The 24,712-nt window shown below is 47.3% G+C and carries 6 protein-coding genes; all 6 read left to right on the top strand.

The window, feature by feature from the left end; genetic code table 11:
• Positions 1 to 37 precede the first annotated feature (37 nt).
• Genes NST38_RS22030 through NST38_RS22005 form a run of 6 tightly spaced genes read left to right on the top strand, consistent with a single transcriptional unit; the run spans position 38 to position 24,712 of the window.
• Positions 38 to 16,828 carry a hybrid non-ribosomal peptide synthetase/type I polyketide synthase gene (locus NST38_RS22030; RefSeq protein ID WP_076254383.1) on the top strand — a complete coding sequence of 5,597 codons (16,791 nt, stop codon included), beginning with the start codon at positions 38 to 40 and terminating at the stop codon, positions 16,826 to 16,828.
• Positions 16,818 to 21,017 (top strand): beta-ketoacyl synthase N-terminal-like domain-containing protein, encoded by a 4,200-nt coding sequence (locus NST38_RS22025; RefSeq protein WP_076254385.1) that lies wholly within the window; start codon positions 16,818 to 16,820, stop codon positions 21,015 to 21,017. Before NST38_RS22030 ends, NST38_RS22025 begins: the two co-directional genes overlap by 11 nt.
• Entirely contained in the window at positions 21,014 to 21,271 is a 258-nt protein-coding gene (locus NST38_RS22020; RefSeq protein ID WP_036668520.1) for an acyl carrier protein, read from the top strand. The genes NST38_RS22025 and NST38_RS22020 overlap by 4 nt, the downstream gene beginning before the upstream one ends.
• A complete protein-coding gene (locus NST38_RS22015; protein ID WP_036668521.1) occupies positions 21,268 to 22,419 on the top strand; it encodes an acyl-CoA dehydrogenase family protein in 1,152 nt (383 codons plus the stop codon). Before NST38_RS22020 ends, NST38_RS22015 begins: the two co-directional genes overlap by 4 nt.
• Positions 22,416 to 23,396 (top strand): ACP S-malonyltransferase, encoded by a 981-nt coding sequence (locus NST38_RS22010; protein WP_076254387.1) that lies wholly within the window; start codon positions 22,416 to 22,418, stop codon positions 23,394 to 23,396. The genes NST38_RS22015 and NST38_RS22010 overlap by 4 nt, the downstream gene beginning before the upstream one ends.
• Entirely contained in the window at positions 23,393 to 24,712 is a 1,320-nt protein-coding gene (locus NST38_RS22005; protein ID WP_076254388.1) for an aspartate aminotransferase family protein, read from the top strand. The genes NST38_RS22010 and NST38_RS22005 overlap by 4 nt, the downstream gene beginning before the upstream one ends.

The following is a 24,712-nucleotide window of genomic DNA, read 5'->3' as shown; positions in this document are numbered from 1 at the left end:
AGCTTGAATCTCAATTAAACGATGAGGTGTGGTCGTGATGGTACAAAAAACCGTTGAACTTTCCGAAACACAAAAGGGAATCTATTTTGATTGTCAGGTGAATGATCCCACTTCGTATAACATCTCAGCTTCAATGCAATTTGATCATCTTCAAATGGAGATATTTCGCCAATCCATCGAATTGCTTATGTATGAGCAAGTGGTGCTGCGTACTCGGATTGAGATTCAAAATGATGTACCCGTGTTATCCGTTCATGAAGATATGGATTATTCACTTGCCTTGTGGGACCTAAGTAGCGAGAATCAGGAGAATCCAAAGGAACAACAGTTAGTAGCACTGGTGGATGAATGCATCGGGACACCTTTTGAGCTGGAGAAAGGTCCTCTGTTCCGTATAATGATTGTTCAGATGGATAAAAGCCGATATATTCTGACCTTATGTATTCATCATTTAATATGTGATGGCTTGTCGCTTGAACTGATGAAAAACAAACTTATTCAGTCATATACGTGTCTTCTTGAAGATCAGCCTGTGGATGTCAATTTGGATGAAGGATTCATCTCTTATGTTGAGGCAGAGAACAAGAAACTGCGCGAAAACAAGTACTCCAAAGAGCGGGAATACTGGTTAAACAAAATGAAGGGAGCGGAACCTCTTTCTCTAAAGCACGACTTTCCAGCAGGTTCTGTACAAGAAGGGATTGGTCATGAACTGCGATTTGATATTTCGGAATCGTTAATGGCTGATATTACACAGATGTCCAAAGATAATGAAGTAACCGTTTTTATGTTCTTTATGGGTGCCTTTGGCATTCTTATGAGTAAATATGTCGGTACAGACGATATCACCTTTGCCTCCCCATATTCTCATCGTCCCGGTATGGACTTGGAAGAAACGATTGGATGTTTTGTCCATATGTTGCCTATGCGATTCCATATTGACCTCGAATCAACTCTAAAACCTCTGCTGCAACAAGTAGCCACTACCTGGATGGATACGTACAGGAACATCGGATATCCCAATAACCTCATTGTCAGAGACAGCATGTTACAGGCTCAACCCGGATCACCATCATTGTTTGATATCTCCTTTGTTTATGATTCCTATGAGGAAGATATGCTCGGAACTCGTATTCTGGATCAAGATAAGGTTACGTTTCCAGGAGATCTAATGGTGGTGTTGAGCCGTTTACCGCAAGGTGCTCAGTTGAAGCTGCAATATAAACCGAGCTTGTTCCGTGAAGATTCAATGGAGCGAATGGGCCAACGATTTCTATATTTGCTGAATCAACTAGTAACCAATTCTGAGCAAAAAATCAGGGAGTTCAGCCTCCTGATGCAGGATGAGAAAGAAAACCTACTGTACCGATTCAATCAAACTTCTTATTTTCCCTACACTCCACAACATATTATGGATATATTTCACGATAAAGTAGCACGTTTCCCGGAGCGGGTAGCTCTAATGGAAGGCAAGCAGCATCAGGCCTATGCGCAGGTCAACGCAAAAGCGAATCAATTGGCTAGGCAGATCGTTGCGATTAAAAAAAGTGATAACGCGGCAGTTGGCGTGCAGATGCCACGTTCCTCGGATATGGTCATTGCCCTATTGGCTGTATTAAAAGCCGGATGTGCTTTTGTGCCTGTAGACCCTTCCTATCCTTTGTCCAGAAAGGCCTATATTTTATCGGATGCAGACATATCCATCGTGCTGGCTATGCAGCCCGAAAAAGATGACGAGACTCTGGATGTCCAGTACATCTACGTTGAGGGCGATCAGGCCTATACGGGGGATGTCTCAAACCTCGAAGAGGCGCTGAATCCGCATAGCCTTGCCTATATCATGTACACGTCCGGATCAACAGGCAAGCCAAAAGGAGTCATGGTTGAAAATCATAGCGTAGTCAATACACTGCTTGATCTGGAGCGTCGTTTTCCAATGCAGGCGCAGGATGTTTACTTGCTGAAAACGGCATATACCTTTGATGTGTCGGCCACGGAACTTTTCGGCTGGTTCATGGGTGAAGGTGCACTAAGTATTCTTGAGCCTGGAGCAGAAAAAGACCCTGCTCGTATTGTGTCTACGGTGGCATCACATAAGGTTACACACATCAACTTTGTTCCAACGTTATTCCGTCTTTTTCTGGAAACGATGGAGCTTCGCTCCGATCTGTCAGCATTGGAAACGCTGAAATGGATGTTTGTTGGCGGAGAGGCAGTCACGCCAGACATCATTGAGAAATTTAACAGGTTAGGCATTGGAGCAAGTCTTGAAAATGTATATGGTCCAACCGAATGCACCATATGGGTTTCTCATTATCCATTAAGCCATTACGAAGGCTTGGGCAATGTACCGATTGGCTACCCGCTCAATGAGTCCAGATGGTATGTCGTCGGAAATCATGATGAGCTTCAGCCGTTAGGTATTCCAGGGGAGCTTTGTCTCAGCGGTGTTGGGCTTGCACGTGGATATCTGAATCTGGAACAGATGACCCGAGAGAAGTTTGTCCCTAATCCTTTCTTTCAAGAAGGACAGGACGCAGAGCATTTCAGGTACATGTACCGCACAGGGGATCTGGTACGTTCACTCCCAAGCGGTACGATCGAATATCTGGGACGCATTGATTTTCAGGTTAAAATTCAGGGAGCCAGACTGGAGACAGGCGAAATTGAGAATACCCTGTCATCCTATCCGGGTGTCATCCAGACCGTGGTAGTCATGAAATCATTTGAAGGTAGGTCCGGCTTGCTGTATGCCTACTATCTGTCAGAGCAGGAGCTGCCTTCTGTCGAATTGAGAGAGCACCTGTCTCGTTTGTTACCGGCATATATGATACCATCCGTTTTTGTACATAAATCCGAATTTCCATTGAATAGCAGTGGGAAGATTGACCGGAAGGCACTTATGGCAGATATCACGCATGCTCACGCTTCCAGTACGTTCTATACCGCCCCGTCTTCTGAGCTTGAGAAGGTTATAGCCGAAGTGTGGGCCGAAGTGCTCGGTGTTGAGAGAGTAGGGCGCGATGACCATTTCTTTGAATTGGGCGGAAATTCATTTTCTGTCATTCAGGCTCACAATAAACTTAAGCATTATACCGATGTGGAGTTCCCTGTGCCTCGTTTTTTCGAATGCCCGACATTGCGTCAATTTGCCGCGCTGGGACCAAAAGATGAGGGAGTTCGGATACCGACTGAAAGGGAACAATTGTTTCAACGAAAAGACGGCATTATGCGTGAGGACATTGCAATTGTGGGCATGGCGGTGAATGTGCCGGGCGCTGAGGATATAAGGGAGTTCTGGAGTAACCTTGTTGAACGGCGGGAAAGCATTCACTTTTATAGTGATGATGAATTGAGGGAGCTTGGCGTGGAGGAAGCGCTGCTGCGTTCACCTCGTTATGTCAAGGCAAAAGGACGTGCCAACGGCATCGATGAGTTTGACGCAGGGTTCTTTGACTATACTCCCGGTGAAGCCAAAATGATGTCTCCCCAATTCAGACTTTTGTATCAGGGAATATGGGAAGCACTGGAGGATGCAGGCTGCAGACCGGATGAAGCGGGTAAGGTGGGTGTGTTCCTTGGTGGGTCCGATGACTTCGAATGGTACCGTCAAGTGCTTTTTAACGATGCTAACTATAGCAGTAAATACGAAGCATTTACGCTCAGCACCAATCATTTTCTCGCTACCCGAATGGCTTATAAGCTGAACTTAAAAGGGCCGGCCTATACCGCTCTGACGGGATGTTCTACTTCATTGGTTACACCTCATCTGGCATGTCAATCTTTGATCGTTGGAGAATGTGATGTGGCCGTGGCTGGTGGGATCACCGTGGAGTTGCCCAATGAAGGGGGTTACATATTTGAGGATGGCATGATGTTCTCCACAGATGGACACTGTCGTCCATTTGATGCGGCAGCCAGTGGAACCGTCTTCTCCAATGGTATGGGAATTGTGGTGCTGAAGCGGGTAACCGATGCACTGCGGGACGGAGATCATATCTACGGGGTCATCAAAGGCTCAGCAATTAACAATGACGGACAAGAGAAACTCAGTTTTCTTGCTCCTAGCGTAAGCGGACAGGCTGAAGTCATTCAGGATGCTTATAAGGTAGCTGGAGTAGACCCCGAAACGGTGAGTTATATCGAAGCACATGGTACGGGAACGTTGCTTGGTGATCCAATTGAAGTAAACTCGTTAACTCGGGCCTTTGCTTCCGACCAAAAGCAATTTTGTTATCTGGGTTCGGTCAAAGGCAATGTGGGACATATGGATACAGCCGCAGGTGTGGTTGGTTTAATCAAGGTAGCGCTCAGTCTTGGACAAGGTTATATCCCTGGAACAGCGAATTATGAGCAGCCTAATCCCAAAATTGATTTCTTAAATACGCCTTTTAAAGTTAATGCACAAGGTGTGGATTGGAAACAGGGCCATGTTGGAGTCATGCGCGCAGGGATCAATTCATTTGGTGTGGGGGGCACGAACGCTCACATGGTATTGGAGGAGGCTCCCGAGATGGAGAAGTGCAGTCCGGATGATGACGTAAATATATTGCTTTTTTCCGCCAAAACAGAGTACTCGCTGAACCGCACCGCTGAACGGATTATGGAACATCTGACTCAGCAGTCGAATCAATCTGTATCGAACGCAGCGTGGACCTTGCAGTCAGGTAGATCTGTTTTTGCGTATCGCAAGGCACTCATTCTGGATAAGACATGGAAAGATAATCCGGACAAGCTGATACAGCAGCTGGGAAAAGCACGGGTATACCATTCGGCTCAAGGCACTCGTCCCGTATACTTTATGTTCCCCGGACAGGGCAGTCAGTATCAGGGAATGGGTGCAGAACTATACAGATCTATAGAGCAAGCAGGCCTAGCTCCAATCTTCAGAAGTTATATTCAGGAAATATTGGACCTTCTGCCTGCGGAAGAACGAGAAGATATGCTGTCCGTTGTATACGGGGATCAGCAGCCTGAGCGAATAAACCAAACAGAGTACAGCCAATTCGCACTGTTCATGACAAGTTATGCGCTGGCCAAGTCGCTGCTGGATCTGGGCATCAAGCCAGATGGCATGATCGGGCACAGCATTGGTGAATTGGCTGCCGCAGCGGTAGCGGGTGTGTTCGAACTCGGAGATGCTGTCAAGTTAGTTCGACTTCGCGGACGTCTGATGCAGCAACAACAACCCGGGATCATGCTTGCCATTATGGCGGATGCACAGCAGGTGAAGTCACAACTGGAAGAAGACGTGTGGCTTGCCCTGGTGAATACTACAGGTTCCAGTGTGATTGGTGGGACAGCTGAAGCCATTTCACGGATGGAAGCCAAGGCTGAAGGACTGGGCTGGAAGTGCATTCGTGTGAAGACTTCCCATGCATTCCATACGCCAATGATGAATCAGGCCGCTGAGGAATTTAGACGTTATTTAGCGGAGCATACACTTCATACGCCACAGATCCCATTACTGTCCAATACCAGTGGAACATGGGCGCTTGGAGATGAGATCACACAACCTGACTATTGGTCCCGTCATATTTTACAGCCGGTGTTGTTTGAATCAAACCTGGCTGAAGTGTTAAAGGATGAACGGGCTGTATTAATTGAAGTAGGTGCAGGACGAACGCTAAGCTCCTTTGCCAGACAGCACAGTCTATCAAGAGATTCCCAGACGGTACTGAATATGCTACGTCACGTAAGGGAGACGGAGCAGGACAGTATCTATGTGAACCGCAGACTTGCGGAGTTATGGTGCGAAGGCATTGAACCGGACTGGAAGGTGCTCAAAGGTCAGACGGTACGACGCAAATGCTCTCTGCCTACTTATGTTTTCAACAAACAATCCTATCCTGTGGGTGTTTCTCTTTCTGGCTCATCAGCGGCAGCAGGAATGGATACCGGGGATGATAGGCAGCATGCAGATCTGGGTAAGGGAAGTGGCTCTACTCTAATAAAAGGGACAGTTTATACTGGTGGTTCAGACCAACTGAAACAGATTGTCCTGGACGCATATCGAACGATTTTTGGCATCGATGATCTAGATGAAGAGGTTAATTTCTTTACGGTTGGAGGAGATTCTCTCAAAGCAGTCAGCTTGTCTGCATGGATCCGATCTCATTTAGGAATTCAGCCTGAGGTAGCAGATGTTTTCAATCATTCAACGCCTATTCAACTGGCGGAGCATCTCTATGTCATGGCGAAACCAAAAGTGGACCAACAGATAATTCAATCTGCACCCACTATGGATGCGTATCCAATCTCTTCTGCACAGATGCGTATGTTCATACAAGCGATGCTTGATCCAGGCAATACGGCCTACAACCTACCGTCTGCAACCATTATTGAAGGTGAATTGGACCGTATAAGAGTTGAGGCTGCTTTGCAGAAGTTGATGCAACATCATGAGGCGCTCAGAACATCGTTTGAGATACGGGGTGGTCAGATCGTTCAGATCATCCAACCTTCGGTTCGCTTAAGTATGGGTTATGCAGAGCAACATGTGGCAGATGACCAAGAGTTGCCTGCGATGATCGAGACATTGATTCGTCCTTTTGATCTGGGGAGTGCTCCGCTTATGCGGGTTGAACTGATTAAGATAGGCGAGCGCAAGCACCTGCTATTCTTTGATATTCACCATATTATCGCGGATGGTACATCTGTCGAAATCATCACTCGTGACTTCAATGATTTATATTTTGGCAAAGAGCAAGCAGTCCGATTGCAGTACAAAGATTACGCGGTATGGCAGCAGCAGCGTCTCGCTTCAAATGAATACAATTCACATCAAACGTACTGGCTGGACCATCTTGGCCCTTCTTTACCTGTGCTGGAGCTTCCACTTGACCATGAGCGTCCATCACAGCGATCCATGCAAGGGGGACGTCTCCATTTCACGTTGAATCGTTCGTTGACACAACACTTGCATGAGCTGGCTTCCTCATTGGAAGCATCCATGTATATGGTAATGCTAAGTGTGTGGAATCTTCTTCTTGCACACCGCTCAGGTCAGCAGGACATTGTGGTAGGAACGCCTGTTGCAGGAAGGATGCAAGAGGAGTGGAAAGAGACGGTAGGCATGTTTGTCAATATGATTGGGATGCGGAATTTTCCAACGTTTGATCGGACGTACACTGATTTTTTACGCGAACTCAAACAACATACACTGGATGCTTTTGCGTATCAGGAATATCCGTTTAATGAGCTTGTGGCACAACTGGGCGTGACACGTGAGTTGAACCGAAATCCGGTATTTGATGTTTGTTTTGATTATCAGAACATGGACTTGCATGGACTTGAACTTCATGGTTTGCAATTCAGTTCTTTTCCGGTGGAGACGGGTACGTCTACTTATGATCTGTTAATGACCTGTCAAGAAAACAGGGAGAAGCAGGTGATTGAAGGATATATCGAATATTCGCTGGATCTGTTTCGCCAGGACACAGTTGAAGGTATGATGCAGGAGTTTATCGGACTCTGCCAAGAGGTTGTACAACAGCCTAATCTGTCTCTGAGCGAACTGTTTGAGAGAAACATTTCTCATGAGCACCCAGTCCATCGTCTTGCTGGTCCACGTCTGGATTACAATCCTGCAGTGGGTCTGCATCGGCTGTTCGAGCTGCAGGCAGAACACACGCCAGACAAGAAAGCTCTCCTTGTATCATCCGGAGCCTCTTTAACCTACAAGGAGCTTAATGAAAAAGCTAATACGCTGGCTTGGAAGCTGATTGATCAAGGTGTGCGCCGGGATGAACCTGTAGGCATATTATCCAGACGAGATGAATCGTTGATCATTATGCTATTGGCGGTGCTGAAAGCTGGGGCGGCTTATGTGCCTCTGGACCCTGCCTTTCCGCCGCAGCGCATCGTGAATATGATCGAAGATAGCCGAATGAACGTATTGCTGTGTACGCCTGATGAAGAAGGCACAGTGACTTTTAGCGGAGAGCGATTTGTGTATGATCCAACTGCTCAGGATGTGCGCTCATCCGTTAACCCGGACGTAAACTTCCTGTCTTCGGACCTGTCCTGTGTGATTTTTACCTCAGGATCGACGGGTCGTCCCAAAGGGGTCATGATTACTCATGAGGCGATGGTCAATTTTGTTGAGGACATCAGGCACCGACATATTTTTGCACATGAGACAGATCGCATCATCAGTGTAACGACCATATCTTTTGATATTTTCGGATTTGAAGTGTGGACACCATTATGCACCGGATATTCGCTGTATCTGGCCAATGAGCAGGAGCAGCTTGACCCGGCTCTTGCTTCACGTCGAATACGTGAACATGGTGTTACGCACATTCTTAGCACGGTCTCACGCATTAAGGCATTTGTCGAAAATCCGGAATTCGCTCAGGCGCTGGGTAATCTGCGGTGTGTTCTTACTGGAGGGGAAAACGTCCCTGTGGGACTCCTCACCGATCTGAAGCGGCTTACGCCCGCTCGAGTCTTTAACATGTATGGACCAACGGAAACTACGATCTGGTCAACGACCAAAGAATTGAATGACACAGCCGCAATTACCATTGGCAAGCCCATTACCAATACAGAGATTTATATTCTGAATGATGAAGGTGAAATACTGCCACCTGGAAGTTATGGAGAGCTGTGCATTGCAGGAAAAGGGTTATCCCGCGGTTATCTGCACAATGCTGCTGAGACCGATGCCCGATTTATTGCAAACCCCAATGTTTTGGGAGGCCGGTTGTACCGAACTGGCGATCTGGCCCGTATACTGCCGGATGGGGATGTTGAGTTAATGGGACGGTTAGATCAGCAGGTGAAGATTCGGGGTTACCGGATTGAACTGAACGAGATTGAGCAGGCAGCGATGAATTATGAACGTGTAAGAGAAGCTGTCGTTAAGGTAGAAGGGGCCGAGCAACATTCATTGCAATTAATCCTTTTCTACAGTCTGAAGCCTGGGATTGGGCCTTCCGTTATGGGAGATGAAGACGTACAGCTTCGGACCTGGTTAAAGCAGCGGCTTCCACAGTACATGATGCCTTCTCGCTTGATTCGTCTGGAAAATCTGCCTGTGCTGCCTAATGGCAAACTGAATCGCAATGCCCTTCGTCTGGCTGATTTTGAAACGGGAGAGAAGGCTAATCCGGCTCTGGTTTATGGCTCATCGATTCAAGGAATCGAGCGGGCAAAAGTTGACCTAGAGCAGATGCTCATTGCAACGTGGAAGGAAATATTGAATCTGGATACGGTTAATATCCATGATCACTTTTTTGACATCGGAGGCAACTCGCTGGGGCTTATTCTGATCAATAATCGGCTGAATGCCTATCTGGATAAAAGCGTTCCGCTGGTGCAATTGTTTGAGCATTCCTCCATTGCAGCACTGGTCAATCATCTGGTGGCTGAGCAGATGCTGCCGACAGTTACACAACAGGTACAAGAGGAGAGCGGACATATCGCTTCGACTGGATATTCTGTTACGGACCCGGAGCCGACAACAGCTCCAAAAGAGTATGTAATGAGCACAGTTGAACACAGCAAAGTGGAACAGAGAAGACCAGATCAGGGCAGACCGGAACAGAGTATCCCGTTTGCTTCAGAACACAGTAGCAGAATTTCTTCTTCCTCGGATATCGCAGTCATTGGTATGGCAGGGCATTTTCCCGGTTCAAGAAATATCGAGGAGTTCTGGGATAACCTAATGGCAGGTAAGGACGGTATCACCCGTCTGAATGAGGAGGATCTAACCGCTGCGGGTGTACGACCGGAAGACTTCAAACATCCTGATTATGTACGGGCCAAAGGTGTACTGGAAGATACTGAGTATTTTGACTCCGGATTTTTCGAATATCCGCATCAGGAATCCAACATGATGGATCCGCAAATACGGCTGCTGCATCAGTGCTCATGGGAGGCACTTGAGCATGCCGGGTGTGATCCTTACAGTTATGAGGGATCTATAGGATTGTTTGCCGGAAGTGGACTGAGCTTACCATGGATGGTGCAATTTCTCGGTCGCTCCGGTAATCTGTTACAGGCTTTTGAAGCCATGACTTTAAATGAAAAGGACTATATTACAACCCGGGTATCTCACAAATTAAATCTGAGAGGGCCGAGTATGGCAGTCCAGACCGCATGTTCAACTTCTTTGGTCGCTATCCACCAAGCTGCTGAATCATTGATTCGGGGAGAGTGTGATGTGGCACTTGCGGGAGGTGTCTCTATCTCCTATCCGCTCAAAGAAGGTTATCACTGGCATGAAGGCATGATTTATTCAAAGGATGGTCATTGCAGACCGTTTGATGAGCAGGCATCTGGTACTGTGTCTGGTAATGGATGCGGAATGGTTGTGCTCAAGTCACTCCGCGACGCGCAGAGAGATGGAGATCATATCTATGCAGTCATTAAAGGTTCAGCGATTAATAATGATGGCATGGACAAAATTGGATATACGGCACCGAGTGTGGCCGGGCAGGTCAAGGTTATTCAATCAGCCCTGCATCGTTCGGGAGTGTCTCCAAAAGAGATCTCCTATCTGGAGGCGCATGGAACAGGAACCAAACTGGGGGACCCGATTGAAATCGAAGCGCTCAGGCAGTCATGGGGAACAGATCGTAGAAATTATTGTGCTCTAGGTTCTGTGAAAGCCAACATTGGGCATCTTGATGCGGCAGCAGGTGTCGCCGGTTTTATTAAAACCGTACTGACGCTTTACCACCGGGTGGTTCCGCCACAGATTCACATGAATCGGACGAATCCGATGTTGGAGCTGGAGCATAGTCCCTTCTATATCAACAAGGAGCCACAGCCATTAGAAGACGCGAAGCGTATCCTGCGAGCAGGTGTCAGTTCGTTTGGGATCGGGGGGACCAATGCTCACGTCATTCTGGAGCAACCGCCCGTCCAAGAGAGCCAAGCCAAGTATGAATCTTTGCTTCTGCTGCCCTTCTCGGCCAAGAGTGAATCTGCGCTGGAACGCACGTACGATTCGGTTCTACAGGCGATCCATGCATTGCCGGAGCAGTTGCCCAATGCTGCGTGGACGCTACAGAAGGGAAGAAGCAGATTCATTCATCGTAAAGCGCTGATCGTTGTAGATGGTTATATTCCGCCAAGCGAGCAGTCTGTAGAGTTTGAGACACAGGCAAGTGTGATGAATGGGAAGCCTAAGGTCATGTTTTATCTCAGCGGAAATGCAAGTTGGGAAGCTCGCAAGATTCGGGAACTATACGCTTCTGTGTATCGCAGTCAGGTCTCAGAGATATTCAAACAGCACTTTGAAGAGATACTGAACCTCTTTGAGTCCAAGGAACAGTATGCCATTCGCCAAGGCATAGGGCGATCGTTAACCGATTCAAGGCTTGAGCGCATGCAGTGCTTTGTTGTGCAATATGCTCTTTATAAAACCGTGATGCAGCTTGGTATCAAGCCAGATGCTGTCTGTGGGCAAGGCGTTGGCGAACTGGTGGGGTTGGTTATTAGTGATGCACTTGATCCAGTACATGCCGTGGGGCTTTTATACAATCTGGAGCATTGGTCACTAGAAGAAGGAGCATTGTCAGATGCTTTGACAGGAAGGATGACAGATGCAACTGTAACAGACCTTGCGTCGAGTATTGCACCACTGTTATCTCCAAATTTCCTGTTTACGCTGCTAAATCGCAAGACGCTTTCTGAATCTGCTGGGCATACGCTGTGGATCGTTTCGAATCAGCTGCAGGATACAGAACAAATAGCCCCGGATTCATTTTCAGAGCCAAACATCATTGCTCTTACTGGAGATCGTCAGAGCTTGCTTGAGGCAGATGTGTATTTAATGAAAGTACTTGCTTTTTGCTGGTGCTCTGGCATGGAATTGGATTGGGAACAGTTAAACGGAACGGGGCGTAGGCAGAAAATCTCGCTGCCGACGTATTCCTTTGACCCCATTGTTCATCAACATGATGTTGCGTTGTATCAGCTTGCAGGTATGTCGCAGGTTGCAGCGGGTTCTATCGCAGCATTAGACCAATCTCCATCTGGGAAAGTCAGGGTTCAACGGACTGATGATGAGATAAGGCATGTATTATCGCAATTGTGGCAGGAGTTGCTTGGTAATGGAGCAGTCGGCCTTGAAGATGATTTCTTTGAGCTTGGAGGTCATTCTTTAAAAGCGATTTCCTTGGCGTCGAGGATTAAAGAAATGTTTGGACTGAATTTGGGGCTGGAAGAGGTTTTTGATCATTCTGTATTTGAACACATGGTTCAATGGATTGCTGAACATCAGGTTACAAGTGACTCTGATTCAGTGAACCCAATCTTGCCTGTTACTAAGAAAGAGAAATATAAGACCACTTCTGCACAGCGAAGAATGTATGTGGTGCATGAGTGGATGAAAGGTGAGAGTACGGCGTACAATCTCGCCAGCTCCTATAGGGTAAGAGGAAAACTTGACCCTACCCAATTCAGAGTAATAATGGATGCACTTGTAGAGAGACATGAAGCATTCCGTACCAGATTTGAAATGATTGACGGTGAGCTTTTCCAGGTTGTCGAGGATCAGGTTCCAAGCGTTGTGGAGTTGCTGGAATTAGAAACAGCAGGGTTAGAGCAGGTCATGGAATGGATCAAGCCTTTTGATCTGACCAGCGCACCATTGGTTCGTGTTAAGTTGATTCGCCTTTCTCAAGAGGAACACATCTTATTCATCGACATGCATCATATTATTTCGGATCAGAGTTCCATTGCGATCCTGATGCAGGATTTTGCACGCATGTACAGAGGAGAAACATTGCAATCTCTTGACATTCAGTATAAGGATTATGCGGAATGGCGTGATGAAGCTGCGTCACATGCACAATCTGTTGAAGACGCCGAGTTTTGGATACGGGAATTCGAGGACATGCCTGCACCGGTTGAATTGCTTACAGACTTCCCAAGACATGGCGCGTCATCCTACAGCGGAGACAGACGTTCCATTGAACTCGGTGAGTCGTTAAGCACACAGGTCAATGACTTCTGTACTCAACAAGGGCTTACACCTTATATGTTGTTTATGGCAACTTTGAATTTATTAATCTGGAAGTATACAGGTCAAGACGACTTGGTCGTTGGTACAGCGGTTGCGGGGCGTGATAAGCCAGAGCTCGATAACGTTATGGGTATGTTCGTGAACATGCTTGCCATTCGCACCAGCATGGACAGAGAATGGTCCACAGAGACGTATTTGAATGAGATGCGGGGCAAGCTGTTATCCTGTTATGAGCATCAGCATTATCCTTATGAAGCACTGGTGGAACAACTTGGTCTATTCGGTGATTTAAGCCGCAACCCCCTATTTGATGTGGTGCTAAATTACATTAATATGGGGACCGATGATCCTGAAGCCGGGGAACTGATACTTGAACCATGGGTCGAAGGTAAGGTGGATGCCAAATTTGATCTGACTTGGACACTGGTCGAGCATAAGCAATGTTACACGGTTGAACTTGACTATCGCTCAGATTTGTTTAAAGCGGAGTCCATGGAACTGATGCTGGATAAATTCCGGTATATCCTGTCTCAGATCACAACAGGGCATAATGAACGAATTGCTCAGATTAAGCTCACTACACCGGAGGAAGAGGAATGGCTGCTGTACGGAGTCAACGATAATGCCGCCCAGTATCCGCGAGATGCGACCATTTCCCAATTATTCGAGGAACAAGTTCATGTGCATGCACAGAAGACAGCATTGGTCTGGGAAGACGGTGAATGGAGCTATGCGGATCTGTATGAACGTGTTCAGTGGCTGGCGTTCAGGTTGCTTGGACAAGGGGTAAAATCAGGCTCCAGTATTGCTCTTATTCTGGACCGCGGACCGATCCAGATGATCAGTATTCTTGCTACACTCCAAGTGGGTTGCAGTTATGTCCCGATCGACCCGGCTTCGCCGCCATCGAGAATTGAATTTATTTTGCAAGATTGCGATGCGGCTGTGTTATTGACTGAATCGGCGTATGCCTCCACATGGCAATCTGTAGTTCCTTGTATCGTGCCGGCAGATGAACTGGCAGCATTTGATTCAGGAGACATGCAGGAGCCCGTTGAACATATGAACAAGACTGCTCTTGACCCGGCTTATATCATTTATACATCAGGGTCAACAGGAACCCCAAAAGGGACTGTGATGAGTCATCGCAATGTGACCAAAGTTATGAAAAATAGCAATTTTGTCACCGTCGTGCCAGAGGATCGTATCCTGCAAATTTCTAACTATGCGTTTGACGGTTCCATTTTTGATATTTTTGCTTCATTAATAAATGGCGCTACTCTTGTATTAATCTCAAAAGAGACCATTTTGGATATGGCTCGTTTGGCGGATGTCATCCGACAGCAACGGATTTCAGTATTTTATATTCCGACATCCTTGTTTAATATGCTGGTGGATTGGGATGCTGAATGCTTGAAGAATGTGCGTAGAGTGATGTTTGGTGGTGAAGCTGCATCGGTGAGTCATGCCAACAAAGCGCTTGCATGTGTGGGGCCGGGCAAGCTGTTAAATGGATATGGGCCAACGGAAGCAACCTTTTTTGCCTCCTACCACTTATTACAGCAAACAGAGCCTTATACTGGCTCACTGCCTATAGGGTATCCCCTGTCTAACACAGCCTTGTATGTTCTGGATGATAAGCTGAAGCCTGTACCACCCAACGTTCCAGGTGAACTGTATATCAGTGGGGATGCGGTAGGTATTGGATATCTTAACCGTGAGGATCTTACCCGAAAACACTTTCTTGATGATCCCTTCCGCACGGGAGAACGAATGTATCGGACAGGTGACATCGTCAAACGTCTGATTGACGGCAGTCTGATTTTTATTGAACGTTCGGATTTCCAGGTCAAGATTAGAGGTTTTCGCATTGAGTTATCGGAGATAGGCAATTGTATGGAGCGTGTTTCGGGAGTTCGTGATGCCTTTGTCATGACAGTTACAGAATCATCAGGAAGTCTATACATTGCCGCTTTTTATACAACCGATACTGGAGCAGATACTGAGTATATTCGAAGAGAACTTCACCAGCAGCTGCCAGAGTACATGGTACCTGCACGCATTATTCGAATGGATTATCTTCCGATTAATGCCAATGGCAAAGTGGACCGAAGAGCATTGTCCGAGCATTTGGTTGAAGAGCAGCAGAGGTCTCTGGAAGTGAGTTCACCTCGGGCAATAACAGAGCGTGTCATTCTTGCCGCCATGCGACAGATCTTGGGTAATCCGGGCATTGGTGTGGAAGATCACTTCTTTCAAAATGGGGGGCATTCGCTCAAAGCGATTGCATTCACTCAAATTTTGGCAAAAGAAGGAATTGCCATCAATGTGAACGAATTATTCCAATATCCGACAGTTAGAGGACTTGCCAAATTGGTAGATATTAATCCTCCGGCGTCAGTTTGGTCCGAAGATAGCCTGCATATTCAGTCCCCGATAGTCATACCACAGGACATAACACTTCATGAGAAACAACTGGACAGCCTGGTCCTGCATGTCTTAGACAGCTGCAATCAGGTTTCATCTTTTATGGCGGGCATGACCCCTATGGGGCAATTCCCACTATCTCCAATTCAACAAGCACATGCTTCTACGACTTCACGAGCAAGCGGATTTACAACAACGCTGGAAGGCGAATTGAATGAACAAGCTGTAAAACACCTGATTCTTGGGGTTATATCCCGGCATCAGTTGCTGCACAGCATGATATATGAGGAAGAACAATTGTATTGGCATCCATGTGATATATCGTTAGCGGCGGACATGCTGCAACAGCTTATCCCATATCTTGATATTCGTCATTATGCTTCGGCTACGATTGAGCAGTTGGAGTACAAACTGGTTCAGTCTCTGTTACACAAAACGTATACGTTGAAGGAACTACCTTGGCGTCTGTGTATTTTACGTACAGGAGCCAGAGAGCATAAGCTGATTTGGAGTTTTGATCACCTTGCGTTTGATGGTATGAGTGCCCAGATCATCAAGCAGCAACTTGAGTCGAAGGCATTATATAGACCGCAAGGTATAGAGATCGAGAGTGATCTTCTGTACCAAGTACGAAATTATGAGGATTATGTAAGTTTTCTGTCTCAAGGCCCCATAGGGGTATCAGAAGATGAAATGGAGAAACAATTTTCGCTTCAGGCATGGAATAGATGTAACACCATCGTCATGAACAAGTTGAAGGAAACAGAAACATTGTCTCCTTCAGCGATGACTGTCGAGTTGTCCCTTGCAGGGAAGGAGCCTGCAGATGTTTGGTGGACATGCTTTGAAACTTTTTCCAACATCATTGCGACTTATCTGAACATAAGCCAATTGCCAATAGCCCTGGTGCATTACGGAAGGGAGTATGGCGAAGATTCCTACTACGATTATGTGGGAGAATTCCTTGATCTGATTCCAGTGCTGGTAGACAGTGAATTCACACAGGAGGATCTGTTGGAACGTCTGGAATTTACGAAGCAACACAGCATTAACTTTATGGCACTTACACATGATTCTTCCCTCTCGGCAAAATATGATGGCATACAGGAACAATTGGGAACTGCCTACAGGCAAGCAGAACAGGAGCCGCGTCAGATGATTCTGTTTAATTATCAAGGCTTCATCTCCAGCAGCGAAGCGATCCCAATGTCGTCTCAGTCGTCGGATGACCAAGATTGGAATTCGGGACTCGCCCAATTCGAATGGGTTATTCGCTACGACGAAGAGTGTCTGTACGTACATCTGGCCTGTCAGGCTGGTCTGGACATCAAACGTATGAAACAGCTGATTGATGACAAGCTTGGTAGCGATGTGAGAGTGGTAGTTCACAATGAGGCAATGGAGGTGCAACATGTCCAGTAAATCCATACAGCGAGGACCCGAGCTGATTGTGCCAGAACATTATTCAACAGTGGCTGAGATGCTAATCTACATTGCAGATACTCATCCAGAAAAGGGAATGACCTATATCAGCTCTTCAGGTGACGAACAGTTTGAATCATATCCTGAATTACTGATGCAGGCGCGCAAGTACCTGCAGTCTCTTCAGGAGAAAGGCATTCAACAAGGACAGGTTGTTATTTTGGAAATTGACCAGTCACAGGAATTTTACCGTACCTTTTGGGCTTGTATGCTGGGGGGCATTATTGTCGCCCCGGTTAGTCCTCCGGCTGCCTGGGAACCAGGCTCAGCCGGTCTGGAGAAATTCACGAAAGTGTGGGAGGTACTCGGGCGTCCAGTCGTTATCGTCGAGGAAGCCTACATGCCCAAGTATAAACAGCTTGCGGAAAGTCCGGTATTCAAAGGTCTTATGTTGATTAGCGTGAACCAGCTTCAAGCAGGCCAGCAGATGGCTGATCTATGCCCAACCTCTCCTGATGACATTGTGTTCCTGCAATTCTCATCAGGAAGCACGGGAATTCCCAAAGGTGTGCAGTTAACAAATCACAATATTATCGCCAACAGTATTGCATGCAAGACTTTTCTTGGAGCTGAAGAAGGAGATAATGTGTTTACCTGGTTGCCGCATACGCATGATATGGGGATATTTGGACAGCATCTGACACCCGTCCTGAGTGGAGCCAACATCATGGTGATGTCACCTTATACCTTCGTACGGTCGCCTTATCTGTTCTTGCGCAAGATTACGGAGCATCAGGGAAAATGGTTTTGCTGTACCAATTTCGGTTTCGAATGGATGGTTCAGAAGATCCCGGATTCCAAGCTCTCAACGCTTGATCTGTCTTCATTGCGTATGACCTTGAATGGTGCAGAGCCTATATCAACGTCTGTTATCGAGCGATTTGTCAAAAAATTCAGCTCTTGTGGCTATCGTTCCAATATGATGTTTCCTGCGTATGGCATGGCAGAAGCGACAGTAGGTGTATGTACCTCCAGACTGGGGGAAGAGCCGCGAATTGAACGTATTTCGCGTTCGCGGCTGGTGCAGGAAGGACTGGCTGTGCCAGTCCAGCTGCCTAGCAGTGATAGCCATACTTCGGATGTGATCGAATTTGTTCATGAAGGATATCCCATGACAGGGATTCAGATCCGGATTGCGGATGAACAGGGGGAAGTGCTGGATGAACGGGTTGTTGGCGAAATCCAGATCCGTGGGGAATCGGTAACCTCCGGATATTACAGTCTCCCGGAGATCAATCGTGAAATGTATGTGGATGGGTGGCTTCGCACTGGAGACTTGGGTTATATGGCTGACGGCTCCCTAGTTGTAAGCGGACGAATCAAGGACATTGTGTTTATTCGGGGACAGAACCATTATGCGCATGATCTTGAAGAAATTTTGTACCAGAATAGCAGCATTCCGAGAGGGAATCTGACGGTAGTCGGGCACTTTAACAGCCTCAAACAAGTAGAGGAGCTACTTGTATTTGTTAAATACAAATCGGGCACTCCACAGTTTCTGGATGTACGACAGGATCTGATCCAACGTATGAGGGCTGGATTGGGTATTGAGATCACCCATGTTCTCCCAATCAAGGTTATTCCCAAAACGACGAGTGGCAAGGTTCAGCGCTTCATGCTGAGAAACGAATATGAGCGTGGAGTATTTACCAAGGACATCGAGGCCATTGAAGAGCTGATTCGCGAAAACACACAACAGCAAGGACACGAGACGGTTTCCACATCGTCTTTGGAATATACCGTACGTAAAGCCTGGGCCGAAATTCTTCAATTGCCCGCAGGAAAGATTGAGATGGATACTTCTTTTCTTGCACTTGGAGGCAATTCCATTTTCTCCTATCAATTACTTGACAAGCTGTCTGCACATATGGGACGTGAATTAGGACAAGAACTACTTGTTTTTTGCAGTACAGTACGTGAGATGGTGGAATATCTGCAGGAACTTCCAGCAGAAACGAAGGACTCTGAACAAGCTGAAACAACAGATAATCACCTGAATGTACATCGTGCTATTGCTATTACCGGACTGTCTCTACGTCTGCCTGATGCTGACACCCAAGAACAGTTCTGGAGCAATCTGGTTAACGGGTTAGATAGTGTTGACCGGGTTAGTTTAGAGCGTGCAAGACGTTCCAAGCAACCTGGTTGGGATGACTGGATTGGGGAACTGAAGCAACCGGATACGTTTGATCATGAGTTCTTTGAAATCCCGTCTGAACAAGCTGCATTTATGGATCCGCAACATCGGAAGCTGCTGGAAGTTGCTCATGAGGCGCTGGAGGATGCGGGTATGCTCGTGGATCATGAGGATAAGCGTGATGTGGGTGTGTATGTAGGGATTAACCCCAGCACATACTTCGATCTGGTTATTGATTATATGAACCGGAGTCTTGGAAAGGCTGTTCATTCTCACGCTATGGTAGGCAATATGTCCAATATTGCAGCGGCCTCCATTTCACACATGTACAATTTTACAGGGCCGGCACTGTCCATAGATACAGCATGTTCTTCTTTTCTGGTAGCACTGACACAAGCTGTGGCGGCCATTCAGGACAAGCGTATCTCTGGGGCAGTTGTAGGCGGAGCGAACATTTTGGCTACACCGCATGTTCATCAACTATCACGCAATGCTGGAATCTGTTCTTCCACTCAACATACGAAGGTATTTGACCGGGAAGCAGATGGTTCAGTCTTGGGAGAAGGTGCTGTTGTTGTATATCTGGAGCCGCTAACAGAGGCAATTCGCAACAATAAACATGTTTATGGTGTGATTCGCGGGACAGCGGTGAATAACGACGGATATTCCCTGGGCATTATGGCACCCAACCCTCAGGGGCAATATGAGGTACTCCGTGCCGCTTATCGCGACGCCAACCTAAACCCGAGCGAGATTTCTTATATTGAAGCACATGGATCGGGGACAAGGATTGGAGATCCAATTGAGGTGAATGCCTTGCTCCGACTGTTCCGGGAAAATGGATATACAAGCGATAATTCGATTGGATTAGGTTCAGTCAAAACCAATATTGGTCATTTATTTGCAGCCTCCAGTGGAGCCAGTCTTGCCAAGGTTCTTCTCAGTATGCAGCATGGGGAACTGGCACCAAGTCTGCACATGGATAATCCGAATCCGGCCCTCCGACTGGAGCAATCGCCGTTCCATATCGTTAGCGAGCATAAAACGTGGGATGTACCTGAAGGAAAAACACGGAAGGCAGGCATCAGTTCATTTGGCCTGGGAGGTACGAATGCCCACATTGTGCTGGAGGAATGGAAAGCCCCTGTCCGTGCAGATGCCCCCGCACGTGGCCAGTTGTTAACGTTCTCTGCGAAATCAGAACAGGCTTTAAAAAAGCTGATTGATAACACGGAGCAATATGTGAAGAAACATGCGGACCTGGCACTAGAGGATCTTTGTTTTACCCGGAACAGATATAGAAAACATTATCGGTATCGTGCAGCAGTAGCTGTCAGCTCAACCGGAGAGTGGAACATCGAAGAGATGGAATTTGGCTTCAAGCCTAGAAACCGAGCTGCTCGTGTCAATATTGTGGTTGGGGGGCATGAGATTCGCGGAGAAGATGAAGCTCAAGCTCGTAAGGTACTCAGGCCAGACGATTCTAATGAAGATACGGTATCAACCTTGAACTACTGGGTGACCTTGCTTGAGACACTTGTACGTCTGGTCCCTTCCATTCAAGAGATTCGAGGAATAGCTGCAGGAGAGGAACTTGTATCCAGTTTACATCTGGATGGCGAGGAACATCACAGCGCTCATGCAAGCCAATCCTTTCCAGTGAACAACAGAGTGACGTTAGACAGTCTGCAAGACACACCTGGCAAGATGCCAAACGCCGACATTGTAATTATGATTGCTGCAGATCAGACAGAGCAGCAGCTTGAATACAGTGGCAAGGAGAGCTTCATCCGCCTGTCTGCCGAGCCGACACTTACCATGGAGGATCAGCTTGCTTTATTGCTGGGACAGCTTTATGTACGTGGTGCTGCGCTGGATTGGGAACAGTTACATCCGAATGGCTCTGGCCAGATCGTACATCTGCCAGCACACCCATTCGAGCCGTATGTACATTGGATAGATGTGAATCAGGGAACGGAGGTCATGATATGACAAAAGAAGAAATTGAGCTTTTTCTTAAAAGCGAGATTGCTGCAGCGTTGAATCAGGAGCCAGAGGACATCGATGAAGAGATGAATTTTTTGAAAATTGGTGTCTCATCTGTGCAGGCGCTCAAGATCATTAACCGTGCGCGTAAGCATCTTCAAGTTGACATCAGTCCGGTTGCGTTGTTTGAATACAAAACAATTGCCGAGTTCGCCGCTTATCTCAATGAATCTCTTCTTCAAGAGGGGGTTGCCGAATGATTGAAGCAGATATAGAGCAAGAGATCATTCATGAAGCTGAATTGTTTGCTGCCCGTGAAATTCGTCCTTATGCTCAACAGATTCAAGAACAGCAAGCCATTCCCAGAACATTGATCCGTGCCATGGCTGAAAAAGGTTACTTGGCTGCCTCGATCCCGGCTGAATATGGCGGCATGGGTCTCGGTCCTAAGGCGTACGGGCTGTTGACTGAAGTATTTGGCAAGGCTCTTCCAGCCGTTCGCAGCTTGTTAACGGTACATACTTCACTTGTAAGTGAAACGTTGGTACGTTTCGGAACGCCTGAGCAAAAATCGTCCTGGCTGCCCAAGTTGGTGAAGGGAGAATGGATTGCTGCCTTTGGTCTGACTGAACCGGAAGTTGGTTCGGATGCCAAAAGTGTAAAGACCGAGTGGAGAGAAGAATCGGACTGTTTTGTTTTAAATGGAAAAAAGAAGTGGATCACGTTTGGACATCTGGCAGATGTATTTATCATTATTGCCTCGAATCAGGGACGAAGCACTGCTTTTTGGGTCGAACGCCAGTTTGAGGGTGTACAGACCCAACCTATTGAAGGTGTCATGGTTGCGGGAGAGACAGGTATAGCTGAGATTGATCTCCATGAGGTGCGTGTACCAAAGAATCACATTATTGGACGTCTGAATGAAGGTTTTGAGTACATCGTAACCGGGGCGCTGGACCAGGGCAGATATAGCATTGCCTGGGCAGGGTTGGCGATTGCGCAGGAAGCGCTGGATGCCATGGTGACTTACTCAAGGAAGCGGAAGCAATTTGATCAGAAGCTGAGTCATTTTCAGCTGATTCGCGGCATGATTGGAGATGCGGTGACAAAAGTCCATGCAGCACGAGCATTATGTTTACGGGCAGCCGAGCTGAGAGAAGCCAAGGACCCGCAGGCCGCCATGGAGACAACGATCGCCAAATATTTTACGTCCAAAGTTGCTGTTGAAGTTGCAAGTGATGCGCTACAGGTTCATGGTGCGAACGGAATTAGTAACCAATATCCTGTTGCCAGGCTGTATAAGGAAGCCAAAATTCTGGAGATTATTGAAGGTTCTTCTCAGATGCAGCAGGAGATGATCTCGCATTACGGACTAAAAGCCTATTACAAGCGTGGCGGTAGCGTATGACGTTCTGTGCGCTATTTCCCGGCCAGGGCAGCCAGTATATCGGAATGTGCAGCGAGTTGTTGGACAGTGAACCGGAGGCGAATCAGATCTTTGCGGAAGCGAGCGAGGTGATCGGATTTGATTTGAAGGCACTGGTTATGGAAGGGACCCTGGATCAATTGACGGTCTCTGAATATGCTCAGCCTGCTGTACTGACGGCAAGCTACGTTTTATTTGACTCATTTGTTCGCCGAACAGGAATGACTCCAGATTATGCAGTAGGTCACAGTTTGGGGGAGATTTCGGCTTTAGTAGCGGCGGGAGCACTGCGATTTGCTGATGGGATCCGTTTTACAGCTCAGCGTGGTGCGTTGATGCATCGCTCCATTCAGGAGCAAAAAGGAAGAGCGGGTATTGTTGTTGATGTAAACCAAGAAGCGCTTGAAGAATTAGTCAAGAATATTCGTCAGAACGAGTATGTGACGATCTCCGGTTATAATTCACCGGGACAGTTTGTCGTCGCAGGTACTGCGAAGGGTCTTCAACTGCTGGATGATCAGGTGGATGGCTACGGTGGGGAATTCATTCCTTTTCGCATGATGCCAATGAAGGCAGATGCACCTTATCATAGCGAGTTGATGCAGTTCATTCAGCCTGAGCTTGAAGAGATGCTTGCAGGGATTTCCTTCTCTGCACCGGTGTTTCCCATATGCTCTACAGTACATGGGGAGTTCATTCGCGGAGCCGAGGACATTCCTAAGCTGCTGAGCAGCCAGCTTTTGCAACCCATTCGTTGGAATCAGGCATTGGCACGCATTCAAAATCTGGGAACGACGGTATGGATCGATATCGGTCCAGGCCAGAGCGTAAGAAATATGCTGGCTGAGAATAAGACCTTGTCTGCAGCCTATTCACTGGATGATCCGCAAGATCGGTCCAGGTTACTGGATCGATATGAAGCAGTAAACCAGACAAGTGGGGGAGGCGATAAGGGATGATCACGGAGATGATGCAGTACAATCAGCGGGTGAAACAATGGCTGCCTGGAGGTGTGCACTATAATTTTCACCTTCCTTGGGAAGAGACGCCGCTCCATTTCAAGCATGCTTCCCGAAGCAGAGTGACGGACATGAACGGCAACGAGTATTTGGATCTATATGCCCGCTTTGGTGCCCTCATCGTTGGCCACGGCAACGAGGAGTATAACGAGTGTCTGAAGGATACCATTGACCGTGTTCTTTCCGTAAGTCATTGCGATCTGGATGCAGAGGCTCTGGAACTGATCCATCAATATGTACCTTCAGCAGAGATGATTCGTTTTGGGTTATCAGGCACGGAGATTGTCCAGAATGCACTTCGTCTTGCCCGGGCGTGGACAGGTAAAAATCGCTTTGTACGTTTTGAAGGCCATTATCATGGCAATGCGGACAATATTATGGGTGGCAAGACTGCACGTACAGGTCTGCCTGTACCTTCAGATTATCCTGGTGACATGAAAGGAACAAAGGGGAGGGCAAGGGATGCCATGGAATCTCAATCCTACCTCCTGCCATGGAATGACGCCCCCCGTCTGGAGGAACTATTTCGCCAGCATGGAGACGACATTGCAGCAGTAATCATGGAGCCGGTTTGTGTAAATGGAGGCGGAGTCATGCCTGCTCCGGGTTATCTGCAAAAAGTCAGACAGTTATGTGATCAGTACCAGGTCGTGCTCATTTTTGATGAGATTATAACAGGATTCCGTATGGGACTCGGTGGTGCCCAACAGTTATTCGGTGTAACGCCCGATCTGACTACACTTGGGAAGGCAATCGCAGGTGGCGGAGTTCCGGTGTCAGCCCTGGTTGGCCGAGCGGATATCATGAAGTTGCTTGTAGACAAAAAAGTAATTCATGCGGGTACGTTTAATGGCTATCCATTAGGTACAGCTGCTGTAAAAGCTACGCTGGAAATGTTGGGACGCAATGGAGGACAGGCGATGCACAGCATGAACCGCCACGCTGAGATGATGCATGACATACTCTGCCAGGAAGCAGTGAAGGTAGGTCTGCCTTTAATTGTTCAGGGTCCGTCTGGCTGTGCTTCTTATCACTGCTGCACGGAGCCGCTTACGGATACGGCTGATTATACGTTTGAATTGATGTCTTTTGATATTTTGTTAAATAGCAAGCTTGCTGAGCACGGTGTTCTGGTATCTACGCTCTCGCGGATGTATCCGAATATCCTGCTTGATATGCAAGATGTTGCCTGGTTCGGTGAGCGTGTCCCCGCAGCACTTGCAGAAATGAAAGAGATCTACGACGAGCTGATCTAA

This window comes from Paenibacillus sp. FSL H8-0104 (assembly GCF_038050215.1).
GTDB lineage: Bacteria > Bacillota > Bacilli > Paenibacillales > Paenibacillaceae > Paenibacillus > Paenibacillus amylolyticus.
The sequence above is the reverse complement of the archived record's forward strand: the minus strand, read 5'-3'. Positions and strand labels throughout refer to the sequence as shown.